The organism is Sphingobacterium sp. 18053, assembly GCF_902706145.1.
Lineage (GTDB): Bacteria > Bacteroidota > Bacteroidia > Sphingobacteriales > Sphingobacteriaceae > Sphingobacterium > Sphingobacterium paramultivorum.
Map to the genome: position 1 here is coordinate 529,604 of NZ_CACSJW010000002.1, position 24,464 is coordinate 554,067.

The window sequence follows — 24,464 nt, forward strand, 5'->3', positions numbered from 1 at the left end:
GGCTAAATCCGTCGCAATCGCTCTTCTTCCAAGTCTAGTTGATATAACTGCGAACGAACAATACCCTCATCAATGGTCGACTCACAGTTTAGCTTCTGAAGATATTCCCGTTGCACATCCAAAAGCTCCATAAATATCACTTTCGTTTTTTCGTTCATCCAGGAATCATCTGCCGCATTCACCTTTTCCTCCCAATGTTTCAAAATACGGTCCATAACATCGCGATTGTGCAGCTCTTTCTCATGTTTATCTTTTAGAAATTGGTAAACATGATGTTTTAACCCTTGCTTCATGCGAGTACGAACCTGCTCTTCGGGCTCTTCTTCAAAAGTTTCAAATAGTTTGGTCCTTTTGATCAAGTAGGGTAAGGTAAGCCCTTGTATCAAGAGCGTGGATAAGATCACTACAAAGGTGATAAATAAGATCAGGTTTCGCTGCGGAACAGCCACACCGTTCATAACAACAGGAATGGACAATGCTGCTGCCAGTGATACAACCCCGCGCATGCCGGTCCAGCCCAACAAAAGGGGCATTAGAAAACGCTGTTTAGGGGACCTTGACCTTGGAGCGACAGCAGGGCGGAAAATTAGGGTAGCAATCATAGCCACATACGAGCTGATGATACGGGCAAGGATCAATACTGCCGTTACCAAAAGACCGTACCCTATAGCTTCCCGCAGTGAAGTTCCATTGGATCGCAGACCGTCAACAATCTCCGGAAGATCCAATCCAATAATAAAAAATACAATACCATTTAAGATAAATACAAAACTCTCCCAAACACTCAGACCCCGCACCCGGCTCGTACTATTGAGAAATGTCAACCGCTGACCGGACATCAAAAGACCTCCAGCAACAACAGCCAACACACCTGAACTATGGAATTGCTCCGCAATCCAATACATAAAGTAGGGTTCAATCAAGGTAAGTGCAATATCCGACGGTGCATCTGTCGGCAGGCGTTTGTGCGCCTGTATAAAGAACCAACCCAATAACAGGCCAATACCCACACCACCGACAAGCATCCAGATAAAGGATACCGCAGCTTGTCCCCATACAAATTGCCCTGTCCCAACGGCAATAAGGGCAAAACGGACAATGATCAAGGAAGAAGCATCATTTAATAGGCTTTCGCCTTCCAAGATAGCAGAAGTGGCTTTGGGAACTTTCACAAATTTCATAATCGCCCCTGTACTGACAGCATCCGGCGGTGACACAATGCCCCCCAATAGAAAACCCAGCGCTAGTGTAAACCCCGGTATATAATAATTGGCAACCACCGCAACGGAAAGTGCGGTAAAGAATACAACCAAGAAGGCAAAACTCCCTATAATACGCCACCATTTCTTCATCTCCTTAAACGAAATAGACCAAGAGGCCTCGCAGAGTAGTGGTGGTAGAAAAATGAGGAAGATGACATCCGGATCAATTGTCACTACGGGCAAAGTGGGAATAAAACTGATCAATAGCCCCGCCAGAACCAAGAGAATGGGATAGGCTATCCGTAGTTTGGTGGCCCACATTTCGATCAATACGATGATCGCGATCATCGCGATAAATAACGGAAACAAGCTATGCATACGAGTTCATAATTTATGGATCCAGAGATATCCTTTTCCTAGTGTAAAGATCTCAAATGGAAATTAAAAAAACTCATGGTCATCTTATTTTTTTCTGTACCCTTATTTTAACAGCAGTCTGTACCTAAACAGCATCCTGTACCCTTCTTAAATTAGCAAAAAGATTTATTCTTATGGCGACAACTGCAAATCAACCGTATCTGATCAGACAAGTGGATCTTTCTGATTTAGCGCTTATCAAAGAAATACTCAACAAAAAACAACTGGATACAGACTCGATAGGCATGCCTTTTATGGCACTCGATCAATGTAATCAATTAACAGCTTTTTCGTCCGTAACAATCTGCAAAAAAAATCTGTTATCGATCGAAATTACCTACGAAGCGCCTATTTCGGACACGCTCTCCAAAGTATTCACGGAAAAAGTACAATCCTTCTTCGAGCACCAGTTGATTGACCTATTTGGTTCGGAAGAATTGCTCAGAAAAGGGATCCATCGATATAACAACTGGTTAAATCAAAACAGAAACAGTAAATTAGCATAAGGATGGAGCAGCAACTGTTATATAAGAAAATAGCGAATATTGTAGAGAATCAGATCAAAAATGGCTCTTTGGTCTATGGAGATCGTTTGCCCTCTGTCCGGAGCGCTCAGAAGCTATACAATGTAAGTTTAAATACAGCAAAAAGTGCCTATATGGAATTAGAGAGCAGATCTCTAATTGAATCGCGACCAAAATCAGGCTATTTCGTTAGCCGGTCGGGACTTCGTCGGATGGCTATTCCGTCTATTTCCACGTTTAAAATCGACGAAAAGAAACAAGATCCTGCAGCATTGATCGATAAAGTTTTCCACTCTCTGGAAGACAAGGAAATTACACGCTTTTCACTGGGTTTACCCAGCGCATCATTACTTCCGATTCAGAAACTCAATAGATGCATTATAGAGTCGGTTCATGAACTGCATGATTACGGTGATCAATACGGACAGGTACAGGGAAGTCCAAGCTTGCGGAAAGAAATTGCCAAATGGTCATTGGTACTTGAAGGAAAAATAAGTGACGAGGATCTTATTATCACGTCGGGCGCCATGAATGCGATCTACAGCTGCCTTCGCGCAGTAACTAAGCCTGGCGATACCATCGCGGTGGAAAGCCCTCTTTATTTTGGTTTTATTCAGGCCTTTCAACTACTGGGGCTCAAAACCATCGAGATTCCGACCCACCCTATTACGGGAATTGAATTAGATGCCCTGAAAAAAGTTATTCATAAAATTGATGTCTGTTGCTTCGTTACCAACTTTAGCAATCCATTGGGCGCGCTAATGCCTGAAGAACACAAGAAAGAGCTTGTCAAACTGCTCGCCCATCACCATATTCCATTGATTGAAGACGATCTGTATGGAAACATCTATTTTGGTTCGTCACGGCCCAAGCCATGCAAATATTTTGATGAAGAGGGACTGGTGATGTGGTGTGGATCATTTACCAAAGTATTGGCGCCAAGTTTTCGGCTCGGATGGGTTGAGCCCGGACAATACAAGGATAAGATCCTAAAACAAAAACTCATACAGACGATTTCGCAGCCTGCAATTTATCAAGAGGCGGTTTCCAAATTCTTACAGATCGGCAGGTACGACCATCACCTCAATAGCTTCAGAAAAAAACTGTACAGCAATTATGTCAATTTCAGAAACAGTATTGAGGCCCATTTTCCGGAAAACACAAAAATGTCACAGCCTGAGGGTGGGTTTGTACTTTGGCTAGAATTGGATGCTAAAATTGATTCAACGATGCTCTACGATTATGCCCTAAGGCAAAAGTTGAGTTTTGCTCCAGGAAGGATGTTTACACAGCACGATCAGTTTAAGAATTGTATTCGGCTCAACTATGCCGTGGACTGGAACGAAAAGACGGCACAGGATCTGATGCGCCTTGGGCGATTTTTCAAAGCCGTACGCTAAGAAAGCCGTACTCCAAATAAATCAATCCCAGTCTATTTCATCAACATCATCGGCCTGAATGGGAGGAGAAATATCATTGGGACCTTCTTTGGAAAAATTACCACTTTTCCATCAAGGATCAACATGGCATCAAAGATTTTTCCTAAGCCTTACCCTATAAACGTTCCAAGGGCACCTTGTGAGCGCCCTTGGAATTAAAAAACGAAGTGTACTTACTTCGCAGAGAGAAAAGAATCTTTGTTAACGAATAGTCTCAAAGAATTTTTTAGTCTTGTTATAGGCGATTATACCGATGATACCGATCATAAGCCATAAAAAGTCTACGACAAAAATATCACGCTGTCCATTGCGAAATGTATCCCAGATCCAGTTGCCGGTTATAAAACCATTGACAAGTGGAATAAAAAATGCCAAGATGCTTCCAACCAGCAATGTTTCGCGATTGGTGCGTCGAATGCTTCTCCGTATAATATAATACAGTGAAAGTACAAGCCAGCTGTAAAAATACACGCGGTATATCAAGTCCTGATTAACCTCTGGACTCAATTTAATGGCAATGAAAGTCAGCGCTGTAACAGGTAGCATGGTCAGACATATTGCTGTGAATATATTTGCCGCCCAGAAATTGAATTTCCGTTTTCGTGGAATTACATTGTTTTTGTCACGTGCTACCAACCAGATCAATATACCTGAGATAATGACCAAACAGCCCATGACACCTAAAATAAAGTATACCATCTTAAGCGGATAGCCACCATAATCACCATAATGCAGACGGTATAAAAGACTGCGGACACCATCGGCATAGGTAGCATCACTGATCGGGGATTTTTCGGCCACAATTTTATTGTCGATAGCTCTCACAGACAATATACCCGATCCAGCAAAGCTCTTATTAAACTGCGGCTCCAGCTCCATGACAACATGCATATTGGAATCTGCATAGTTTTTGATCGTAATGCGCTGAAACTCGGATTCAGGCCATTTATATTTTGCCAGATCCAAAAATGGAGCAATCTTAATGTCTGCCTTTAAAGGTTTGTAGGTATAAGGAAAATCGGTCTCGGCACTAACCCCCATCTCCTGATACATTTTTTGTTGATCACCGTCATACAACAACTTGCTCAGCGGCAAAGCCAGGACAGAATTAATGATCAAAAACGTGCCTGTTACCGCAAAGATAAATTGAAACGGAAAACCAATAACACCTAATGCCGTATGCATGTCGGTCCATACCGTTTTCCATTTACTGAACGGTCGGAACACGAAGAAATTTGAGACGATCTTGTCCCAATGCAGCAATAGTCCTGTAATAAGAGCAAATAGGAAAATAAAAGCGGTAATTCCAGCAATAAGATAACCAAAGGGAGCTATACCTACCCTAATGGGTACCTGATTGAGCTGAGCCATGAAGTGTAAGCGGAACAGAAATTCGCCCATATCGTAATTCTGAGTATAGTCACCTGACTTCTTATTTGCAAAATTATAGGTAAAGTTCTTTGAATCATCATCTCCACCTCTTCTGCGGCCCTTCTGTTTTGCTGCTTTCTGTTCTGGAGTTACCTTTGCTAGATTTTCTTTGTTGAGGATGCTATCGTTAGATGCGCTCAAGCCCACATAGGCTGAGGTTCCTTCCCGGTGCATATAAAACGTGATATCGCGTCCATGCAAATTTGTTTGTCCTTTGAGCGAATCGAGCAAACGATCAAAGTTTTGGTGATCTTCGCGATAGGTCTTATAGGACGTATTATTCTGCCAGGCAGCGATTTCATTCCTAAAAAATGCAAATGATCCCGCAAAAAATATCACATAAAGGATAGCGCAAATAATAATGCCACTAATGGTATGCGTATTGAAATAGATATTATAATTTCGGTTATTCATGGTCAATTACATTTTGAAAAAATAAGGCAGCGAAAAAACTGCAGCCAAGAGTAAATATAGCCCCCATATTTTCCATCCGTTTTTTGCAAGGAAAGCAAACAGTAAGAGTACTGCCCATAGGAGATAGCCCGTGAAGCAAGCCGTGACAACAACATCCTTTTTCTCAAAAATATGTGTGACCAAGACGTGGAAAGAGATCATGACAACATAACCACCGATAAATCCGGCTGTAATTTTCAGGAATCGCTGAAAGGGCGTACTGAGGTATTTTTTATTAGCAGGCATATTTTATCGGTTAGGAAATCAATAATTCAACACAAAGGCTAAATACATACAATCCCACAATTGGGTATAATTTGAAATAGCGATAAGGATTCAATAGGACCACAAGACACATCATGCACATGAAATAGGCGAAAAATGCAAAAAAGCCTGCGCCAAATCCTTGCATATAGAGAACAGTGCCAAATGGAAAGAGCAGCAGCAACATGCTCAAAGTGCGCACAAACTTAGTTTGTGCGCACAGCTTTTCCAGCCATTGTGGCCTAGGGCCAAATTTCACCTTTTTGCTCGTGTTGTAAAAAAGGTATGCTCCAAAGAGTATAACGACTAGTAATGTACTATACATCGATTCTATAATTTATCGAGATCGTTTATTTAAAACTTATAGGTAACCCCCATACGGAAATTACGTCTAGCTTCTACGATATAAGAATAATAATCCACACCTCCTAACTTCTGAACAGCCGCACTCGCTTTGGAGATAGATCCGGCAGTCAACAATTTCCGATTGTCCAAAAGATTATTGATCACAACAGAAATGCTATATTTTCCTTTTTGATAACTAATACCCGCGTCCGTACGGAGATAATTTTTAAAATTACTCTCTTTTGTTGTTCCTACGGCACGGTCAAACATTCCCTGAACACTCCCCATAAAGCCAAGCCCACGAGCCTTTCCATCCTGAATACGATAGGAAACAAATGCGTTAGCAGTATGTTTTGCAGTATTAGGCGTGATATTACCTATATTTTCTTCTTTAGTATCTTTTGAGATCTTAGAATCTGTCAATGCATAATTTGCATTAACATTTAACCCCCTAATAATTTCACCGGTGACATCGAATTCGATACCTTTACTTCTAGTCTCTCCCAATTGGGTCTGGAAAGATACACCATTAACAACATGGCTAGGATCGGGGTCAGCTACCAGCGCATTTTTACGCGCAATGGTATAGGCACTTAATGTGGAGATCCATTTTCCACCCATCCACTCTTTCTTAACACCCGCTTCTAAATCATTTCCACGGATCGGTTTGAAAGTATTTCCTTCCCAATCCGTACCAGCAACAGGAACAAACGATTGATCAAATAATCCATACACACTCATGGACTTGTCGATTGAATAGCTTAAACCTACCCGCGGGGTAAATGCTTTATCAGTTCTGTCTGCGGCAGCCGTTTTACCTATCGTCTCATTAATTGTATATCGTAAGCCAAGAGATAAACGTAATTTCTCTTCCAAGAATGCCAACTCATCATGTGCATAGAATGACATGTAGTTTGTCGAAGTCACATAGTTGCTTCCTCCTGCGCGCACCTTTACACTCTGTGAACGATCCAACGTTGGGAATACACTTCCTGGGATACCATATTTAGGATCATAGACATTAAGCGGAGCCGAAGGAATGGAATCTAAGATTGTTCTAAAATCACCCCAAAATTTCTTGTTACCATAATCTGCGCCCACTAAAATCCGATGACGAACGCTTCCAGTATATTCCTCCCCATTTAAAGAAACCTGACCGAAGCTGTTTTCACCATGCTCGTCGCCGATACTATAATAACGTGGCATATCGCCATTGGCTTTCATATAATTCAACCAGGTACTCGTCGCTTGCATATCAAAATTAAAATAGGCCATCTGAGCATGCAGTTTCCAGTTTTCATTCAACTTGTGGTCCAAGTAGATATAAGCACTATGGTCTCTTAGCTTACCAGGTTCCATGGAAGGGTCACCGTAGAAGAAATCATTCGAGATACCTGGATCTGCAAATCCCTTTGGAGAAAAGGTATAATTACCATTGGATAGATAAGAAGATCCTTGGTAGGTATATTCAAATGTTAAACTCGTCAAAGAATCCACTTTGTAGGTCACAACTGGTGCTATGACAAGCCGATTACTGTAATTATATTTTGTAAAAAAGTCTTTTTGTTGACCAGCTACATTCAGACGGTAAAGTAGCTTTCCATCTTTCCGCAATTTACCATCTAAATCAAGAGCAGCACGATACGTACTAAAACTACCTGTATTCAGCGTCACAGATCCCTTGGTATTTCCTGTCGGTTTTTTAGTCACAACATTATAGAACCCTCCTGGTTCGCCATTGGCTAACATAAATCCAGCAGGCCCCTTTACAAACTCGATCCGCTCGATCATACTCGCATCTTCGGCTGTAGGTCCCCAAGAAGCTTCAATATTCATCCCGTTACGGAATGCCGGGATCTTTGAGCCACGCATACGGATATTCGCATATTGGTTGTCCCAATGGCCCTGACGTGTAGCACCACTAACATTACGCGTAATACCGTCAACAATATCGAACACCTGTTGATCGGCCATTAAATCAGAAGAAATAACCTGTATATTTTGAGGTAACTCTAAGATCGGTGTTTTAAGACGTAACGATCCGGAGATACTGTCAAACTTATAATGCTCATAGTATTTACCATAAACCGCAACTTCGTCGATAGCTTGCGATTGGTCTTTTAAGATGATGGGGCCAAGGTTTGTCGTCTCCTCTTTTACGTTCACTTCCATCGTGTGCTTGCCGTAACCGATCGCTTTAATCTCGATATGATAGGTTTTGGATGAAAGCTTATGAAAAGCGAAATGCCCCTCACTATCGGTACTGGTGGTCACACCCGTATTGGTCAATTTTACTGTCGCCCCTGTGATCGGTTCAGATTTTTCATTGATAAGAATTCCTTCAATTATTTTGTTCGTCTGTGCTTGTGCAACAGAAAAAACCGAACTAATCATAGGAATAGCCAGAAAGGATAAAGTTTTATTCATGAATGTAGTATGGTAGATGTTTTTTATAGTAGATATTCTTTTTTTGCAAGGATCCATTGGTGTTTCCATCGTTTCAGATGGATCCTTTACTATTTTGTCTGCGCTGTATCTGCAGTTATTTGATGGTAATAAAAGTTGTACTTCCCTGCCATGCCGAAGCATAGGGTTTTCCTTCATGTTCACCTGCTGTCTCAGCAAACGTACTTGCTTCCAAAACGTATGGACCCGACCAGATTGCATCAAATGTCAGGATGCCATTCTCGTCCGCAACAAACTCTTTCCCCCAACCAGTAGCCGAAAAAACAGAAACTTTGGCATGGGGAACAGTTTTACCCAAACTGGTAATCTTTGCCTGTAAACTTTGGCCTTTTTTTGCGTTGGTGGCACCAAGCAACTCAATCTGCAATGGATTTTTTACGCCTTTATAATCAAGTGTCGCAGACTTTCCTACGACAACAGGTACTAAGGAAGAAAATTCATACTTCGTTTTGCCGCCGAGATCTTTAGGTGCTTTAACAATAGATAGAAAATAGGTTCCTGCTGCTGTAGGTTGAAATGAACCGCTAAAGTGATCGCCTTTATTCGTCAACTGAAGCTTGACGGGTTCCTTTCCCGGGGCATGCAACATTAATGAGAAGTCCTTCACGTCGGAGTACCATTTGTCGACCTGATCTCTTTCATTCGTTGCAAACTCACCGTAATATACCTTGACTTCATGGGATTGGTTTAACGTCCCATAAGAAGATGATTCAATCCAAAGGGCATGTGCATGACCGGTATGACTACACAGTAATACCGCAAGAAATGTAAAAAATGAAATTAAAATTTTCATAATATGTTGATTGATGTTTAGTTTTCTTCAACTTATTATGGGAGAATTTGCTGGTTTAAGCGAGCTCTACAACGAATAAACAATAAAATTCGTTATCTTGCAAGTTCTTCCATATCGTATATCGGGAGTAACTGACACAGCGTGCTGTTTCAGTCATCTACATCCAGTTGCCGCTGTGTGTAGATTTACGCCATGTGATAGATTGCCGTCTATTACATGGTGTTTTGTTTCTTTTTGTCCAAATAAGCACACAAGGTGTTATTTAGACTGATTAAAAACAAAGCAAATATAACAGGAAATCTTTTTAAATCAACTAATTTTTTTATTTTACAGTATTCTTACGCTTTAACTGAAGAAATACAGCGAACAAAAAGTGCGTTTTACGCTAGGAAGAGAGTGCGGAAGGGATTGAAAAGGATGTTACAGGATTCTCTAGCACAAGTTTCAGGTCGAATAATTCCGTTTCCTGGTAACGTGTCGCTACATGAAGCTGGATACGTTCGCAGTGTGGTTCGAAAGTCTGCTGAACCAGATCGACCGTATTATTTTCGCCGGAGAGGTGAGTTAGAATAAGATGTTTAAGGCGATCTGTTTTATAGGCGTTAAACAGTTCGACGGCAACACGATTTGAAAGGTGTCCCCAACCACTGCTGATCCGATTTTTCAGAAAATACGAATAGCGTCCTGTACGCAACATCTCCTCATCATAATTTGATTCCAGGAGCAATACATCCGAATGTTGAATAACATGCTGCACATTTTCGCAAGGGCGCCCAATATCTGTAAGTACACCAATATTGTATGTTCCATCTGAAACAAGGAAACTACAGGGTTCTTTGGCATCGTGATATTTGGGAATACCGTAAACTTTGAGCCCTCCGATTTCAACGACTTCATCGTGACTTATGATATGAACCAAATGAGCTGGCAAATGCAATCGGGTACCATCGTAACTCCCCTTGGTGATATAAACCGGTAGATTATATTTTTTGGCAAATACTGATAGGCCTCTGATATGATCAGAATGTTCATGGGTAATGAAAATTGCTTTGATCTGAGTCGGTAAAAGCCCCAGATTGTACATCCGAAGGTGTATATGTTTGCTGTTGATTCCAGCATCTATCAAAATAGCCGAATCATCTTTAGCGACATAATAACAGTTTCCATTACTTCCGGAGGCGATTGCACAATATTTCATTCGTTTACGCTATTTATAAGAATATATCTATTTTACCGCGGCAAAGATACGAAAAACAAGAAAACTCAGACAGTCATTAACATTCCGGCAAACTCAATGGAATATTGACGGCAAGTCCACCGTCTGCTGTTTCTTTATATTTAGCATTCATATCCAAAGCGGTCTCCCACATAGTTTTAACCACAGTATCCAGGCTCACTTTTGCCTTATCTGGGTTCGATTGCAGTGCTAATTGCGCAGCAGTAATTGCCTTAATGGCTCCCATTGTATTACGCTCAATACAAGGAATCTGAACCAACCCACCAATTGGATCACATGTTAATCCAAGATGATGTTCCATCGCTATCTCGGCAGCCATCAGAACCTGGCGCTGCGATCCACCCAACACTTCTGTCAGCGCACCGGCAGCCATCGCTGATGAAACGCCAATCTCGGCCTGACAGCCACCCATTGCAGCAGAGATCGTTGCATTTTTCTTAAATATTGAACCGATTTCAGATGCCGTAAGAATAAATTGGATAATTCTATTCTCACGCATACCGTCGTGGAAAGTAATATAATATTGCAATACAGCCGGGATAACGCCCGAAGCTCCATTGGTAGGCGCTGTAACCACACGTCCGAAAGAGGCGTTCTCCTCATTTACGGCAAGTGCAAAACAACTTACCCAATCAAGAATATATTGAAAGTTTTGGCCGCCCTCACGAATGGCCGCTACCCAGGACTCATAATCTTGATAACTGCGTCCCTGCATTAATTTCTTATTTAGCTTGGCTGCTCTACGTTCAACGTTTAGCCCCCCAGGCAATGTCCCTCCGGTGTGACAGCCCCGGTAAATACATTCATGGATTGTATTATAAATATTCAATACACCTGCTACGGTTTCACTTTCTTCACGCCATGCACATTCATTTTCAAGGACCAGCTCGGAGATTTTCAGCCCCGTTTTCATCGTCCAATGCAAGAGTTCGTGTGCAGTATCGACAGGGAATGGAAGATCTACTTCAGACAGGACACTTTCCGTATCATTTTCCTGCACCACAAAACCGCCACCTATAGAATAATAAGTTTCGGTAATTGCCTTTCCATTAGCTAGAAAAGCCTGAAAGGTAACGGCATTGGGATGGAAAGGCAAGCTTTCGGCATATAAAAACAATAAATCTTCCTGGTAGGAAAATGGGATCATTCGTTCGCCAGCGACTTCGAGTTCGCCGACAGCCTTGATATGCTCGACTTTGGGTGTCACTCTATTGACATCAAAGGTGACCGGATCATCTCCACTTAGCCCCAGTAGAACGGCAATATCAGTACCGTGCCCGGCACCGGTTTTGGCCAAAGAACCATATAGCAGAATTTTGACTTGTTCGACTTCATGTAATAGGCCTTTTGACTTGAGCACAGCGGTAAATTGCTGGGCAGCGCGCCAAGGTCCTAAGGTATGCGAACTCGAGGGGCCGATACCAATCTTAAACATGTCAAAAACGGATATTTGTTCTTTGCTCATAATCTTTTTTATTGCGGTTAGCTGATCAAGCCATTGCTTTTGTGAAAACCGCATCTAAATTAGCACAAATAAAGTACAATGTTACCTGTATTTGCATTATTATCAATTTGAAAACCAAGCTCAGGTTCTTTTAACAAGTATCCAACAAACATCTTACATTTTTTAGGGAAAAAGTAAGAAATGCTTCCCTATCTTTGTTGGCTATAATTTATAGAATGACGGGAAAAACATATTTATATTCTTTTTTTACCATTGTTATCTGTTTATTTTCGATTAGAACGTATTCCCAACAACTACCTAAGCGGGAGTTTCGTGGAGTGTGGGTTGCAACCATAGGTAATATAGACTGGCCCTCTGTCAAAGCGGGCAATAATGTCGCACTGCAAAAACAGGAGTTTATTGATTTACTGGACCAGCACCGCAGCGCGGGGCTGAATGCAATTATTTTGCAGGTGCGTCCTGCTGCCGATGCTTTCTATGCAAAGGGCAGAGAACCCTGGAGTAGATACCTGACCGGAAAACAAGGCCTGCCTCCGTCACCATTTTATGACCCCCTGGAATTTGCGATCACCGAGGCACACAAAAGAGGCATGGAACTACATGCCTGGTTCAATCCGTATCGTGCTTCGACAACATTAAATCCGGCCCATTTTTCGGATGACCATATTACCAAGCGCCACCCAGAATGGTTCTTCACCTATGCTGGCAAGAAGCTTTTCAACCCAGGTATTCCGGAAGTTCGTAAATATATTATTGATGTGATAATGGATGTGGTCAAAAACTACGATGTAGATGGTATTCATTTCGATGATTATTTTTACCCCTATCCTGATAGCAGAAATACACCGGTACCGGATCAGATTACCTTTGGTCAATATAACAACGGGATCGAGAAAATTGACGACTGGCGACGCAACAATGTCAACGTACTGGTACACGATCTTGGTGTTGCCATCAAAAAGATAAAACCTTATGTAAAATATGGCATTAGCCCCTGTGGCGTATGGGACAACAAAGAAAATAATACCGCTGGCTCAGATACCCGTGGTCTGAGTGCTTACCGGGAACTATATGCTGATGGTGTAAAATGGATGCAGGAAGGTTGGATAGACTACATCAATCCCCAGATCTACTTTCCTTTCAAAAATCGCGCTGCAGCATATGAGATCTTAGTTGACTGGTGGCAGAAACACACCTATGGCCGTCACTTTTATGTGGGGCATGGGGCTTATCGTGTTACAGAAAATAAAATCGGCTGGACAGACCGCAGTCAAATTCCCAGACAGGTACGCCACTTAAGAGAGGAGCACGATGTGGAGGGAAGTATTTATTTCAGTTCCAAATCACTCACGGACAATCTTGTTGGACTGCAGGATTCCATGCGAAATGATCTGTATCGCACACCAGCTCTCCCCCCCACAATGCCGTGGCTAGATAGTATCCCACCCAATGCCCCTTTCGGTCTTCTGGTTAAAAATTCGGCCAATGCTAAAATGAACACCTTATTTTGGCAAAAACCAGATGTGGCCACTGATGGGGAGTCTGCTTATGGCTATGTGATCTATCGGTTCAACCTCGATGAAAAAGTGAACATTAAGGATCCTGGAAAAATCATCTTTATCACCTTTGATGGCGATAAGCTTCAATATACCGATGACGATATCAAGCAGCATCAACAGTATAAATATGTCGTTACAGCTATTGATCGCATGAAAAATGAAAGTAAGCCGTCAGATAGCAGGAGTGCTAACGAAGAAATTTAAAGGTTTAAAAAATGCCTCTTCCTAAATGGCTTTGCTAATGCAATGGGACCATTTTCGGAAGAGGCATCCTGTTTGTGTGATTTTATAATACGTTATTTCCCCTGTCCGTATTTAAATTTTTTGTTGATCGTAACTGGAAGTTTTCCTTTCGGCGTATTTTGCCCCAAAATCGTTTTTACTGCTGCTTTCTGCATGAAGGCATCATTTTGATAAGCCAGCAAAATTGTCTTTGCTTTTTTCGTTGCTTCGAAACCATCCAAAGCATAAGCATTGGTAAATAAGGTCAAGATCGATTTTTTTGCAAATTTCTTCATCAAGCCCTGAACATCTTTATTCAATACCATGGTCGGACGCGGACGAAGTCTCGTGTCATGCACAGCGATAATAAATTGTTTATTTTTCTTGATTTCTTTGGTAATACGCTTGATATCATCCTTACTCATGCTGTCTGTGACGAAATACTGTGTTTTATTGGTCAGCGCACCCGCTAATTCATTCTGAAAAGTCTGATTAGCCGTAATTCCGATATTGATAATAGCAGTAGGTAAATCCTTTTTGAATGATTTTAATTTTTCGGTAGAGTTCAATGCAGTGATCGCTGCATTTGACAGTTCGTCAATGAGCTGAACCGCAGATGCACGATGTAAATCATTGTATAGATTTTGCTGTGCAGTTGCTTGATATTTGTCCAAACCAAGCCATAATTTAGCAGCCAGCACTCTTTTAACACGTGCATCAATATCGGACTGCGCGATACGTCCCTCTTCGATCGCTTTTAATATCAAATCGATCGCACGTTTGCTGTTTTCCGACACTTCAAGTAAATCATGCCCTGCAATGATAGCCTGTACATCGGCCTCTCCATTTGGGAAAAACTTCTTTACACCTTTCATGTCCATGGCGTCAGTGACTGTTAGCCCTTTAAAGCCAAGTTCGTTGCGTAAAAGATCGGTAACGACCTTTTTGGAAATCGAAGATGGCATATTAGGGGTATCATCTAAACTCGGGATGTTCATGTGTGCCACCATGACAGCAGGAGCTCCGGCTTTGATAAGTTCTTTGAACGGATACATTTCCAGGGTATCCAAGCGTTTTTTATCAAAAGGAAGTTGCGGCAGATCATAATGTGAATCCACATCTGTATCTCCATGTCCCGGGAAGTGTTTGATGGAAGCCAATATACCGCCATCCACCATACCGTCCATATACGCTTTTGCTTTCTGGGTTACATTATATTTATTATCACCAAAGGAGCGGATACCGATCACCGGATTTTTAGGGTTATTGTTGATATCCACATCGGGTGCAAAATTGAAATGCATACCTATACGTTGGAAATCTAAGGCCACTTCACGACCCATGCGATAAATCAACTGATTATCTTGAACGGCTCCTAATGTCATCTGATATGGGAACGACAAGGTTGAATCCGGCATACGCATACCTAATCCCCACTCGCCGTCAAAAGTCATCATCAATGGTACCTTTGACAGGGATTGATAGCGATTGAACATGTCGACATGACGTACGGGACCGCCCTGAAAAACAACTAGACCACCCAAATGTTCGTCTTGTATCACCTGAGCGACCGAGTCAATATACTTCTGACCTAGATTTGTATGTGCTCTAACCAAAAATAACTGAGCGACTTTTTCTTTTGGCGTCAAGGTATTGAATACCGCATCTACCCATTCATGCTGAGAGTTGATGTATTTCACAAAATCTTTTTTGTCCTGAGCTTTCAAAAAAGAAATTGTGCCGACTAATGCCAATATTCCCAGACCGAGTTTTTTGAACATAAATTAGTTTGTATAATGTATTTAAAATAGAAATACTAAGAACGTTATTATTTCGGACAATATGAAATTGTTTTTGCAACAATTTCATATAAAAACGCACAAAACAGCATTCCGTTAGGTTACAAAGCAGAAAAATGACGCATGCAAATTTGAGGAAGCGATAAAACAGTAAATATGCAAAAGAAGTGATACCTCTTGAAAAACAGCTCTGTGCCAATAATTGTAGCCCACGATAGCCGGTTTGACCAGACAGAAAGAACTTTAGTAAGGAAACGGTTTTTAGAAAAAGTCTATAACTTAGCCTTATAATATAATCTAAATCAGGTTATACTTTTTCTCTAGAAAGAGTGCCAACTCTATGGTATTCTCGAGTTCTCCAATGGCTTCTTTTTTCCACAGAGTATCTATGATCAGCAATAAGAATTCGGTTTCAAATTCAGGACTCTCATAACCCAGCTCTTTAAAAGCACGGTGAATAATGGGTTGAACCGGCTTCATAAATTGTTCGTGCTGCTGTTTGGAAAAAGGGTGATGCGACAAACGCTCCTGCAACCTCCAGAATATGGGTTCTGCACTGACCAGCTTGCCTGGGAGATTGATCATGGTACGCAGGAATTCCTTTGGTTCACGATAGGTCATCATTCCACGGTGATGTGTAAGAACTTTTCGGTAGCCTGATTTAATTAAATAGACCAGTAGTGCATCTTTATTCCCAAAATGTTTAAAGATTAATGCTTCGGAGACCCCTGCATTTTGGGCAATCGTTTTGGTAGAGGTATTTGTATAGCCTTGATCTGAGAAAAGCAACAATGCTTCTTTCATAATACGCTCTTTTCTACTCAAAACACTTTCTTTCATCTTTTATTTTTTTTTATCTATACCCGTATATCACTACATCTCTACACGGTTTTGTTCAGTTGATTTTTAATTCTACTGCAAATATATCTAATCTTTCCATTCACTTGGGGTTATTGTAACTAAAATGATAATAATTCGTAACAAATAGTGCCATATTTTTGGGATATAAAATTATATAACCGTCAACAACACATTAAAACACATTTGTACCTCGACCGATGAAGACCAAACTTTGGACCATTTTGTTCTTTTCTATCTGCTTATTATTGGGGACGAACGCGCAAGCCCAGCAGTATATTACGGGCAAGTTGCTCGATAATACGACTTCGCAGCCTATCAGAGGTGCAAGCATCACCATTATCGCGGTAAAAGATTCCATTAAAGTACAGGTCCCTACAGATATTTTGGGTAGGTTCAGCAGCAGTACACTTCCCAATGGAGATTATCTAGTCAGTACACAGCCGATGGGCTACAGCATGGATCTTCGGCGTGTAAAGCTAATCGGCCAAACAATCGATCTAACGTTTAAACTCACTAATGCCGAGATTGTGCTGGACGAAATTAACATTTCTTCGAGCAGTATACAGGTTAAAGGGGATACACTTGAATTTGACACCAAGAAATATGTCACACAAGATTTTGCAGATGCTGACGAATTGGTGAAACAGATACCTGGTGTTGAAATTGATGAAGATGGCAACCTAAAAGCTCAGGGAGAACCTGTCAATAAGATTATTATTGATGGTAGGGAGTTTTTTAGCACCGATCCAAAGGTTGCCTTAAAAAACCTTCCGGCCGATGTTATTGCTAAAATCCAGATTATCGATGACAAAACCGAGCAGGCCAAATTTAGTGGTTTTGACGACGGAAAACGTATGAAAGTGATCAATATCGTCACCAAGCCTGATAAAAGAAAATCATATTTTGGCAAGCTCTCTGGGGGAGTAGGTCCCGATCAGAAATATGCCATAAATACCCAGGTGACCAAAATGAACCCCAAGCGCCAGTATGCTATCGATATAAATACCAACAACGTCAACCAACCCAATGGTTTTGCTCCACGCGGAAACACAAGAGGACGTACCGGACAAGGGGTGACGACCCGCTTCAACGCCGGGTTCAACTACTTGGATCGTTTTTTCGATGACCGGATGGATTTCAATGCGAATTACACGTACAATTATACGGACAATAATATCCTCAGCCAAAGTAAAACAGAATATACGGCAGGCAACCGGGCCAACCAAATCAACAATCAGGATCAATTAAATAGCACCTACAGCAACAATCATGCATTCTCTATCCGCGCAAACTGGAAGATAGATTCTATTCAAAAACTGGACTTTCAGCCTAATTTTTCCTATCAGAGTAACGACAGGAACAGCAGCTCTAAAGGCAATACGTTATTAAATCTTACAGAGATGCTTAATAGTTCAGATCGTAGAAATAACAGTTTTGGAGAAAATTTCAACTGGGGAGGAGATCTCACTTACATGCGGAGACTCAACAAACCGGGGCGCACGATCAGTTTTAATTTCAATGGTTCATTTAGCAGTAACAAGAGCCATGCAACAAATTTTGCACTAAACTCTTATTATAAAGATGGTGTATTTAACCGCGTCGATACCGTCAACAATAGGAATTACTCCATTGGCGATAATAATGGCTTTCGCTCAAAGGTAGCCTATACCGAGATGCTCGGTAAGTATTCCCGGTTGCAAGGGAATTATACTTTTCGGAATACGGCACGCTATTCGGACCGCAAGACCTATGAATTTCTGGCCGAAACAGGCCAGCTGGGTGAATTAAAAAACCGTCTTTCCAATGAATTCCGTAATGATTTTGTTTACCATAGCGGTGGGATCTCCTACTTATTTAACAAAAAAGACAGTATAAGATTTCAGATTGGCTTAGATTATCAGACGGCTTCACAGGTCAATGATAAATTATTTCCCAATACGCTGACAACAAAAAGCCACTTCAATAGTCTGCTGCCCAATCTAAACTTCCAGTATAATTTCAATAAAGACACGCGGATTGAGTTTCGGTATAATGCAAAGACAAATACCCCTTCTATCGAGCAATTGCAAGATTTTACAGACAATCAAAATCCACTACGCATTAGCTCGGGGAATCCGGATCTTAAGCAAGAATATGACCACAACCTTGTGGTACAATTTAGATCAATCAATAAAGGCTCGGGCAGAAGCTTCACCTCCGACTTTACTGCAGATTTTATTGAACATAAAATCTCCAATACCATTTTCACCACAGATTCAGCCTTTACGATCACCGAGGATGTTGTACTCGGGCCAGGGGGGCAATATATCAGACCCGAAAATTTCAATGGAGTCTATAACCTCAAATGGCAAAATAGCCTTGGATACCGCTTTGAACCATTGAAACTTAATTTCAACCTAAACAATAACCTCTATTTCAACCAGAATTACACCTTATTGAATCTCGAAAAGGTCAATGCGCAAACCTACGGCCTGAGTCAACGCGTCGGCGTCAATACAGCATTCAGTAAAGACGTTATCATTGGATTGGATTATAATGGAAACATTGCCTTCTCCAAGAACTCAGCAAGCGAGAAATCGAATTATTCGGTCTATAAACATACCATTGGCAATTCCATTGCATTGACCTTGTTAAAAACATGGACACTCAATTCAACGTTCAACTACCTATACAATGGCAGCATTCTGAATTCAGCAAGTACAACAAGTTTGTTATGGAATGTCTCTATCGGCAAGAAATTGTTCAAACGTAGGAATGCCGAAATCAATCTCACGGTATTTGATATTTTTAACGACAATAAAAATATCAATCAGCAGGTAAACGATCTTTGGGTACGTGTATCCCAATCAAATGCAATAACACGCTACGCGATATTAAGTTTCACCTATCATATTCGTGGGCTTGGCGGAAAATCGGGCATGAAAAATCGTCGTTAGCCACAGTGCCCTTGACGTCAATCCACGTGGAACACGTCTCAATCGACGGTAAGCATATACCCTACCCCTCTGACATTGATAATCTTGATCCGATCATCCTGACTGAGGTATTTCCGTATACGGCTGATAAACACATCCAAACTTCTTCCTGTAAAATATTTATCATGGCTCCAATAGGCACGCATGATATCCTCGCGTGGGATGACCTTATCTTTTTGTTCGTATAACTTCCGCAGCAGTTCACTTTCCCGGAAAGACAGCTTAAGCACCTCACCTTGATAAGTTAATTGATGTTTTAAGCTATCAAGGCTATAGTCGCCTATCATCAGCTTTTGGCCGAACAACATCTTGGGACTATTTTTCAATAGGGACTCTATCCGCACAACCAATTCTTCAATCTTAAACGGTTTTTTAACATAATCGTCCCCGCCCAAACGAAATCCCCTCACAACATCCTCTGTCTGCACTTTGGCTGTCAAGAAGATAATGGGCACCTGCGTATCTGATTCGCGTATTTTTGTTACCAATGTAAAGCCATCCATGACGGGCATCATGACATCGACGACCAAAATATCCGGCCGAGCCGCTGTAAATGCTCCCAAGGCTTCGTGACCATTACTGCAATGGGTAACATGAAATCCATTAGCTTCCAAGCTATCGGCAACGATCATTCCGAGACTTGGCTCGTCTTCTACATATAAAATTTCAATCATAGCGTTGTCATTCAATCAAAATATATTTCGGCCTTGTTTCAAAGACATCTTTAGGATAAATTAGCCCAATTACTGCCCGATAAACAGCCCTATTTCTGCTCAGAAAAATAAATAATGCTGTCTATTTATACGGTAATCGGATACTGAAGGTACTTCCTTTTTCCAGCTCACTATCGACGGTAATCTTGCCATCGTGCCTTTTTACCACCTGCTTGACATAAGCAAGCCCCAAACCAAAACCCTTGACATCGTGCAGATTACCGGAGGGAACCCGAAAGAACATATCAAAAATCTGAGTATGGTATTCCGCGGAAATCCCTTTGCCATTATCTGTAATACGAATATGGACATTTTCCTTGGTTTCCTTCACTTCCACCTCAATATAAACCTGCTGTCCAGCGTATTTTATTGCATTTTCCAGCAAATTATTGATCACATTTTTTAAATGGGCTTCGTCGCCATTGATCCTTATCTCACTTGGAACAGCAATAAGCTTAAAGTCCACTTGCTTAGTTTTATTCAGCTGAGCAACTTCAATGGCTCCCTTCACCATGGCGACAAGATCAAAGTCAGTACGTTGCAAAACAATGCCCCTTGATGCATCGATATCCATTTGAAGCACTTTTTCAATCATATTGGACAGATGCTCCAGTTCCTTTTTGGAGATATTCAGATAGCGATTCATCTTTTCCCTGTCATCCTGTACACCATACAACTGTATAGCTTCTATGGCTGCCATGACAGTAGATACCGGCGTTTTGAGTTCATGTGTCATGTTATCGACGAAGTTCTTACGCAGCTCGGCCATCTTATTTTGGTTGAGAATGGTTTTCATCAAATAGAAGAATGTCCCGAGCAGCAGTCCAATCAAGAGCAGTGAGATTAACAGCTGCCAGCTTAAGCTATACAGCAGATACTTCCAATCCTCCTGAAACTTGATCACAAGAAATTCATTTTTTAATGGGTTGACCATCATGGGTCTCGTCCAAGCAAGATTTGCTTCGCGGTACTTGCGTCGCACATCTTTGATTTGATCGTGCGGAATGGTGACAATAGCCATTTCAAATGGCACTGATATGCTCTTATTGTTCAGGGATTCTTTAAACTTTCTTTCGATTAAATCCAGATTAGCTTTGTTCATCTCAAAGTCCCGGAACAGAAAGGGCGGGATAATTGCGCCTTGCCCTTCGCGGTCTTTGGGAAACATTTTCTCTCGTCTATCGTGGCTATTACGATCAAAACGCTCATTTTTAGGCCGTTCGGCATTTACACGTTGTAAAGCCTTATCCAATTCAGCAGCGGGCACTAAGACCGAAAGCTCTCGTTTTACATCTTGGAGGAGTCGATTCCGATCAGCCTCCGGGCCATCTAACTGCCGATCACCATTGCGCGTTTGGTATGCCTCTTGAACAGCATTAAAGAGCGAACGCTCAGCGGTAGAAAGAAACAGGTCGCGACGATTTGTATAACTTCCATAAAGCCAAATTCCCAGTACTACAGTAATTCCTGCCCCTATTAAAACGATCAAACTGATCAGTAATTTAAATCTTCTACCCATAACTAAAACAAATTTAAATTACTAGATTTGCAATCGCTGTGGTAATTAACCATATTTAACAAAATATAACACTGATTAACAGTTGGCATTGATTACTTTTGCACTATTCAAAAATTAATATGATTAAAGACTTTAAGAGACGTAGTATTCAACTTTTACTTCCACTTTTTACATTGGCCGCTTTCGTTGGTTGTAATAAAGACATTTCGCTCTCATTGGATAGTTCAAGAGATGAAACAATCGGTTTAGTACCAATTGATACGGTTTCCGCCAAAGTTTCGACTTATCAATTGGACGATATTCCGACTTCCTCTACTGGAACAATGCTTGTCGGAAAGAATAGCAATGCTGTTACGGGTAGTATGAAGTCTACGGCTTATATGCGCCTCGGAGTAGGAACGATAAGCAATGCTTCTATACCTGATGATGCGGTACTGGATTCTGTGACCTTGGTATTAACGCCAAATAAATACTCTTACGGTGATACAACGAAAGTACAAAAGATATCGGTACACCGTGTTACGGAAGAAATCACGCAAACGCAGATTGATTTAACCAAACCGGTTGATGAACGTCCTGTTTTTGTCACTTCTGCAGCAATCTTCAGTAAACAAAAGTTTGCCTATGAAAATACGCCATTGGCAGAACTTTCCTTTAAACCACGTATACAATCAGCAGATTCATTATTCTTTAGGTTCAACAGTACCATTAGCAATGAGCTATTTACGATGATCAAAAATAATGACAACCGGATTCAGAACAGCACAAGCTTCCAAGAGTATTTCAAAGGATTGGCACTTGTTCCTGACAATAGCAATACTGCAGTTATCGGATTCAAGGACACTGTATTTTTACAAGTGCACTATTCATTCCTGAATAATGAAGGGACGAAATCTGTTGGCAAACAATATTTTTCCATTGACAACAAGGCTTACCAGTACAATCAAATTGAAGCAGATCGCTCTGCAACAAAGTTTGCGCCGATGAGCTTAAAAAATCCTCAAATTTCGAGTCAACAAACTGATGGAAATGTGTTTTTAGAGGGTTCAACGGGTGTTGTAGCAAAAATTGAGTTTCCAACGTTATTAGAATTGGTGAATAATCCATCAATTGCAATTAATAAGGCGGAACTTGTCATTGAAGTCCCTAACGGAGCTTCCAGTATTTTTGATCAGCCGCAAAGTTTAGTCTTAATGGTGGCAAGTAATAATGGAAATCCGATTAGTTTGGTAACTTCACCTTATTCGACAACAACACAACAAGCAACATTAGTGCGTGGAAATGATTTTGGTTCGAATGGAACATATACATTCAATCTTATTGAATATTTAACAAAAATTAAAACAACAGCATACAATAATACTTCATTATATCTATCTTTACCGACATCGGGTTTGTTTTCAACTGGAAATAGATTAATATTGGCAAAAGATAATGAGAATGATCCGAAAATTAAATTAAACATCCTTTATACTAAATTTCAATAATTTATGAACAAGAAAAATTGGCTACTCGTTTTATTAGCTTTTGTATTTACAGTTACAACTTTCTCTTCTTGTAAAAAAAGTGACGACAGCTCAACCAAATCAGACGAATGGTTTGCAAAAGCTGCTTTTAAAGGCCCACAAACTTCATCTGCTGCTAGCTTTTTGATAAATAATGTTGCATATGTCACTACTGGTCTAGCAAGTAATGCTGGTGGTAAGCCTTTCCGTGTGAAAGATACGTATGCGTATGATGCAGCATCAGATACTTGGGCTGAAAAAGCGCCTTTCACAGGTGTTGAGAGAAACGGTGCCATCGGTTTTTCCATTGGTAATATCGGTTATGTTGGTGGTGGAAATGACGGAACAAACAACCTAACAGATTTCTACAAATTTGACCCTACGGCTAACAGCGGAAAAGGTGCTTGGTCAAGCATTGCTCCACTTCCTATTGCTTTATCAAATGCGGTAGCTTTTACTTTAAATGGCGCTGCTTATGTTGGAACAGGTGAAACTGTCGTTAGCGGTGGAACAACAAATACAAATGAGTTCTACAAATATGATCCAGCTGCTAATACTTGGCAAGCAATTAGTGATGCTCCTTTTTCAGCGAAAAGAAAAGCAGCTTTCTCTTTTGTTGTCAATAATGTAGCCTATGTAGGTGGTGGTATCTCTAACGGTTCTTACCCAAAAGATTTCTATAAATTTGATGGTAGCAAATGGACTAAATTGAACGATCTAAACAGAGCAGATGATTCATATACTTACGATTTGACTCGTTCAAATGCTTCTGCATTCGCAATCAATGGTACTCCATTCGTTGTTGGTGGTTACAAAAATGCTGTTATCAACAGCACTTGGAAATATAATATTTCTGGTGATTACTGGACGAATGATAACGGCGCTTTCGCTGGTTCAGCACGCCAAGATGCTGTTGGTTTCGCTGTAGGAAACAACGGTTACATCACTACTGGACTTAATGGTTCATCTCGTTTTGACGATACTTGGATGTTTACTCCGATTTATTAATCGAAATAAAATCAATATAAAAAAAGGGATGAAGTTTCAAACTTCATCCCTTTTTTTTGCTTCAAATATTTTGTTTCTATTGGTTAAAAAGGATTTCTAGGTCTCTTTTATGGCTGTCCGCTATAGCGAAATCAGTCATCAATATAGCATACATCCAGCTGCTATTTACTAATATAGGGCAACTCTCTTGTTCTTCATTAATTGAGGTGCACCTGACGAGAGATCTGCTCGTCATAATATTTCATTCTCTCCATGCAGTTTTAAAAG

At 40.9% G+C, this 24,464-nt stretch carries 18 protein-coding genes; 6 read left to right on the plus strand and 12 right to left on the minus strand.

All coding sequences use genetic code 11. The features are described from left to right. Window positions 1–2 precede the first annotated feature (2 nt). Window positions 3–1,580: a Na+/H+ antiporter gene (locus GVK91_RS06115; RefSeq protein WP_153844403.1), complete on the minus strand. Its 1,578-nt coding sequence runs from the start codon at window positions 1,578–1,580 to the stop codon at window positions 3–5. Window positions 1,581–1,753: 173 nt separating this feature from the next. Between GVK91_RS06115 and GVK91_RS06120 the strand changes: the two genes are divergently transcribed. Next, on the plus strand, window positions 1,754–2,125 hold the full coding sequence (locus tag GVK91_RS06120; RefSeq protein WP_153844404.1) for a hypothetical protein: 372 nt from the start codon (window positions 1,754–1,756) through the stop codon (window positions 2,123–2,125). Window positions 2,126–2,127: 2 nt separating this feature from the next. Continuing rightward, window positions 2,128–3,543 (plus strand): PLP-dependent aminotransferase family protein, encoded by a 1,416-nt coding sequence (locus GVK91_RS06125; RefSeq protein ID WP_153844405.1) that lies wholly within the window; start codon window positions 2,128–2,130, stop codon window positions 3,541–3,543. A 240-nt stretch (window positions 3,544–3,783) separates the two neighbouring features. On the opposite strand, the gene GVK91_RS06130 is transcribed toward GVK91_RS06125, so the two are convergent. The 7 genes from GVK91_RS06130 to GVK91_RS06160 all read right to left on the minus strand — a co-directional run bounded on the left by GVK91_RS06130 (window position 3,784) and on the right by GVK91_RS06160 (window position 12,036). After that, window positions 3,784–5,427: a PepSY domain-containing protein gene (locus tag GVK91_RS06130; RefSeq protein WP_159727482.1), complete on the minus strand. Its 1,644-nt coding sequence runs from the start codon at window positions 5,425–5,427 to the stop codon at window positions 3,784–3,786. Window positions 5,428–5,433: 6 nt separating this feature from the next. Beyond that, a complete protein-coding gene (locus GVK91_RS06135) occupies window positions 5,434–5,712 on the minus strand; it encodes a hypothetical protein (protein ID WP_120335131.1) in 279 nt (92 codons plus the stop codon). 10 nt (window positions 5,713–5,722) lie between these two features. Continuing rightward, on the minus strand, window positions 5,723–6,055 hold the full coding sequence (locus tag GVK91_RS06140) for a hypothetical protein (RefSeq protein ID WP_153844407.1): 333 nt from the start codon (window positions 6,053–6,055) through the stop codon (window positions 5,723–5,725). A gap of 29 nt (window positions 6,056–6,084) precedes the next feature. Further along, window positions 6,085–8,502, minus strand: coding sequence for a TonB-dependent receptor (locus tag GVK91_RS06145; protein ID WP_159727484.1), 2,418 nt, complete (start codon window positions 8,500–8,502; stop codon window positions 6,085–6,087). A 115-nt stretch (window positions 8,503–8,617) separates the two neighbouring features. Continuing rightward, window positions 8,618–9,334, minus strand: a complete 717-nt coding sequence (locus tag GVK91_RS06150; protein ID WP_159727486.1) for a DUF4198 domain-containing protein — start codon at window positions 9,332–9,334, stop codon at window positions 8,618–8,620. Window positions 9,335–9,719: 385 nt separating this feature from the next. After that, complete coding sequence (locus GVK91_RS06155; protein ID WP_153844410.1) at window positions 9,720–10,532, minus strand: MBL fold metallo-hydrolase; 813 nt, start codon at window positions 10,530–10,532, stop codon at window positions 9,720–9,722. A 76-nt stretch (window positions 10,533–10,608) separates the two neighbouring features. Next, window positions 10,609–12,036, minus strand: a complete 1,428-nt coding sequence (locus tag GVK91_RS06160) for an L-serine ammonia-lyase (protein WP_159727488.1) — start codon at window positions 12,034–12,036, stop codon at window positions 10,609–10,611. Between the two features lie 215 nt (window positions 12,037–12,251). On the opposite strand from GVK91_RS06160, the gene GVK91_RS06165 reads away from it, so the two are divergent. Beyond that, window positions 12,252–13,799 carry a glycoside hydrolase family 10 protein gene (locus GVK91_RS06165; RefSeq protein ID WP_153844412.1) on the plus strand — a complete coding sequence of 516 codons (1,548 nt, stop codon included), beginning with the start codon at window positions 12,252–12,254 and terminating at the stop codon, window positions 13,797–13,799. A 92-nt stretch (window positions 13,800–13,891) separates the two neighbouring features. On the opposite strand, the gene GVK91_RS06170 is transcribed toward GVK91_RS06165, so the two are convergent. Both GVK91_RS06170 and GVK91_RS06175 read right to left on the minus strand, forming a co-directional pair. Beyond that, complete coding sequence (locus tag GVK91_RS06170) at window positions 13,892–15,598, minus strand: glycoside hydrolase family 3 protein (protein WP_153844413.1); 1,707 nt, start codon at window positions 15,596–15,598, stop codon at window positions 13,892–13,894. Between the two features lie 315 nt (window positions 15,599–15,913). After that, window positions 15,914–16,456 (minus strand): TetR/AcrR family transcriptional regulator, encoded by a 543-nt coding sequence (locus GVK91_RS06175; RefSeq protein ID WP_153844414.1) that lies wholly within the window; start codon window positions 16,454–16,456, stop codon window positions 15,914–15,916. A gap of 218 nt (window positions 16,457–16,674) precedes the next feature. On the opposite strand from GVK91_RS06175, the gene GVK91_RS06180 reads away from it, so the two are divergent. Beyond that, a complete protein-coding gene (locus GVK91_RS06180; RefSeq protein WP_153844415.1) occupies window positions 16,675–19,413 on the plus strand; it encodes an outer membrane beta-barrel protein in 2,739 nt (912 codons plus the stop codon). A gap of 38 nt (window positions 19,414–19,451) precedes the next feature. Here the strand turns inward: GVK91_RS06180 and GVK91_RS06185 are convergent, their stop codons facing one another. Further along, window positions 19,452–20,126, minus strand: coding sequence for a response regulator transcription factor (locus tag GVK91_RS06185; RefSeq protein ID WP_153844416.1), 675 nt, complete (start codon window positions 20,124–20,126; stop codon window positions 19,452–19,454). A gap of 121 nt (window positions 20,127–20,247) precedes the next feature. Then, entirely contained in the window at window positions 20,248–21,684 is a 1,437-nt protein-coding gene (locus GVK91_RS06190; RefSeq protein ID WP_153844417.1) for a cell wall metabolism sensor histidine kinase WalK, read from the minus strand. Window positions 21,685–21,803: 119 nt separating this feature from the next. Between GVK91_RS06190 and GVK91_RS06195 the strand changes: the two genes are divergently transcribed. Together GVK91_RS06195 and GVK91_RS06200 are read left to right on the plus strand one after the other, a co-directional pair. After that, complete coding sequence (locus tag GVK91_RS06195; protein ID WP_153844418.1) at window positions 21,804–23,171, plus strand: DUF4270 family protein; 1,368 nt, start codon at window positions 21,804–21,806, stop codon at window positions 23,169–23,171. 3 nt (window positions 23,172–23,174) lie between these two features. Beyond that, the gene (locus tag GVK91_RS06200; RefSeq protein WP_153844419.1) at window positions 23,175–24,197 is read left to right on the plus strand and encodes a kelch repeat-containing protein; all 1,023 of its coding nucleotides are present in this window, start codon (window positions 23,175–23,177) and stop codon (window positions 24,195–24,197) included. Window positions 24,198–24,464 lie beyond the last annotated feature (267 nt).

Excerpts from the sequence above, each read along its gene's own strand:
- GVK91_RS06115 (WP_153844403.1), bottom strand. The coding sequence starts at position 1,580 with ATGCATAGCTTGTTTCCGTTATTTATCGCGATGATCGCGATCATCGTA.
- GVK91_RS06120 (WP_153844404.1), top strand. The coding sequence starts at position 1,754 with ATGGCGACAACTGCAAATCAACCGTATCTGATCAGACAAGTGGATCTT.
- GVK91_RS06125 (WP_153844405.1), top strand. The coding sequence starts at position 2,128 with ATGGAGCAGCAACTGTTATATAAGAAAATAGCGAATATTGTAGAGAAT.
- GVK91_RS06130 (WP_159727482.1), bottom strand. The coding sequence starts at position 5,427 with ATGAATAACCGAAATTATAATATCTATTTCAATACGCATACCATTAGT.
- GVK91_RS06135 (WP_120335131.1), bottom strand. The coding sequence starts at position 5,712 with ATGCCTGCTAATAAAAAATACCTCAGTACGCCCTTTCAGCGATTCCTG.
- GVK91_RS06140 (WP_153844407.1), bottom strand. The coding sequence starts at position 6,055 with ATGTATAGTACATTACTAGTCGTTATACTCTTTGGAGCATACCTTTTT.
- GVK91_RS06145 (WP_159727484.1), bottom strand. The coding sequence starts at position 8,502 with ATGAATAAAACTTTATCCTTTCTGGCTATTCCTATGATTAGTTCGGTT.
- GVK91_RS06150 (WP_159727486.1), bottom strand. The coding sequence starts at position 9,334 with ATGAAAATTTTAATTTCATTTTTTACATTTCTTGCGGTATTACTGTGT.
- GVK91_RS06155 (WP_153844410.1), bottom strand. The coding sequence starts at position 10,532 with ATGAAATATTGTGCAATCGCCTCCGGAAGTAATGGAAACTGTTATTAT.
- GVK91_RS06160 (WP_159727488.1), bottom strand. The coding sequence starts at position 12,036 with ATGAGCAAAGAACAAATATCCGTTTTTGACATGTTTAAGATTGGTATC.
- GVK91_RS06165 (WP_153844412.1), top strand. The coding sequence starts at position 12,252 with ATGACGGGAAAAACATATTTATATTCTTTTTTTACCATTGTTATCTGT.
- GVK91_RS06170 (WP_153844413.1), bottom strand. The coding sequence starts at position 15,598 with ATGTTCAAAAAACTCGGTCTGGGAATATTGGCATTAGTCGGCACAATT.
- GVK91_RS06175 (WP_153844414.1), bottom strand. The coding sequence starts at position 16,456 with ATGAAAGAAAGTGTTTTGAGTAGAAAAGAGCGTATTATGAAAGAAGCA.
- GVK91_RS06180 (WP_153844415.1), top strand. The coding sequence starts at position 16,675 with ATGAAGACCAAACTTTGGACCATTTTGTTCTTTTCTATCTGCTTATTA.
- GVK91_RS06185 (WP_153844416.1), bottom strand. The coding sequence starts at position 20,126 with ATGATTGAAATTTTATATGTAGAAGACGAGCCAAGTCTCGGAATGATC.
- GVK91_RS06190 (WP_153844417.1), bottom strand. The coding sequence starts at position 21,684 with ATGGGTAGAAGATTTAAATTACTGATCAGTTTGATCGTTTTAATAGGG.
- GVK91_RS06195 (WP_153844418.1), top strand. The coding sequence starts at position 21,804 with ATGATTAAAGACTTTAAGAGACGTAGTATTCAACTTTTACTTCCACTT.
- GVK91_RS06200 (WP_153844419.1), top strand. The coding sequence starts at position 23,175 with ATGAACAAGAAAAATTGGCTACTCGTTTTATTAGCTTTTGTATTTACA.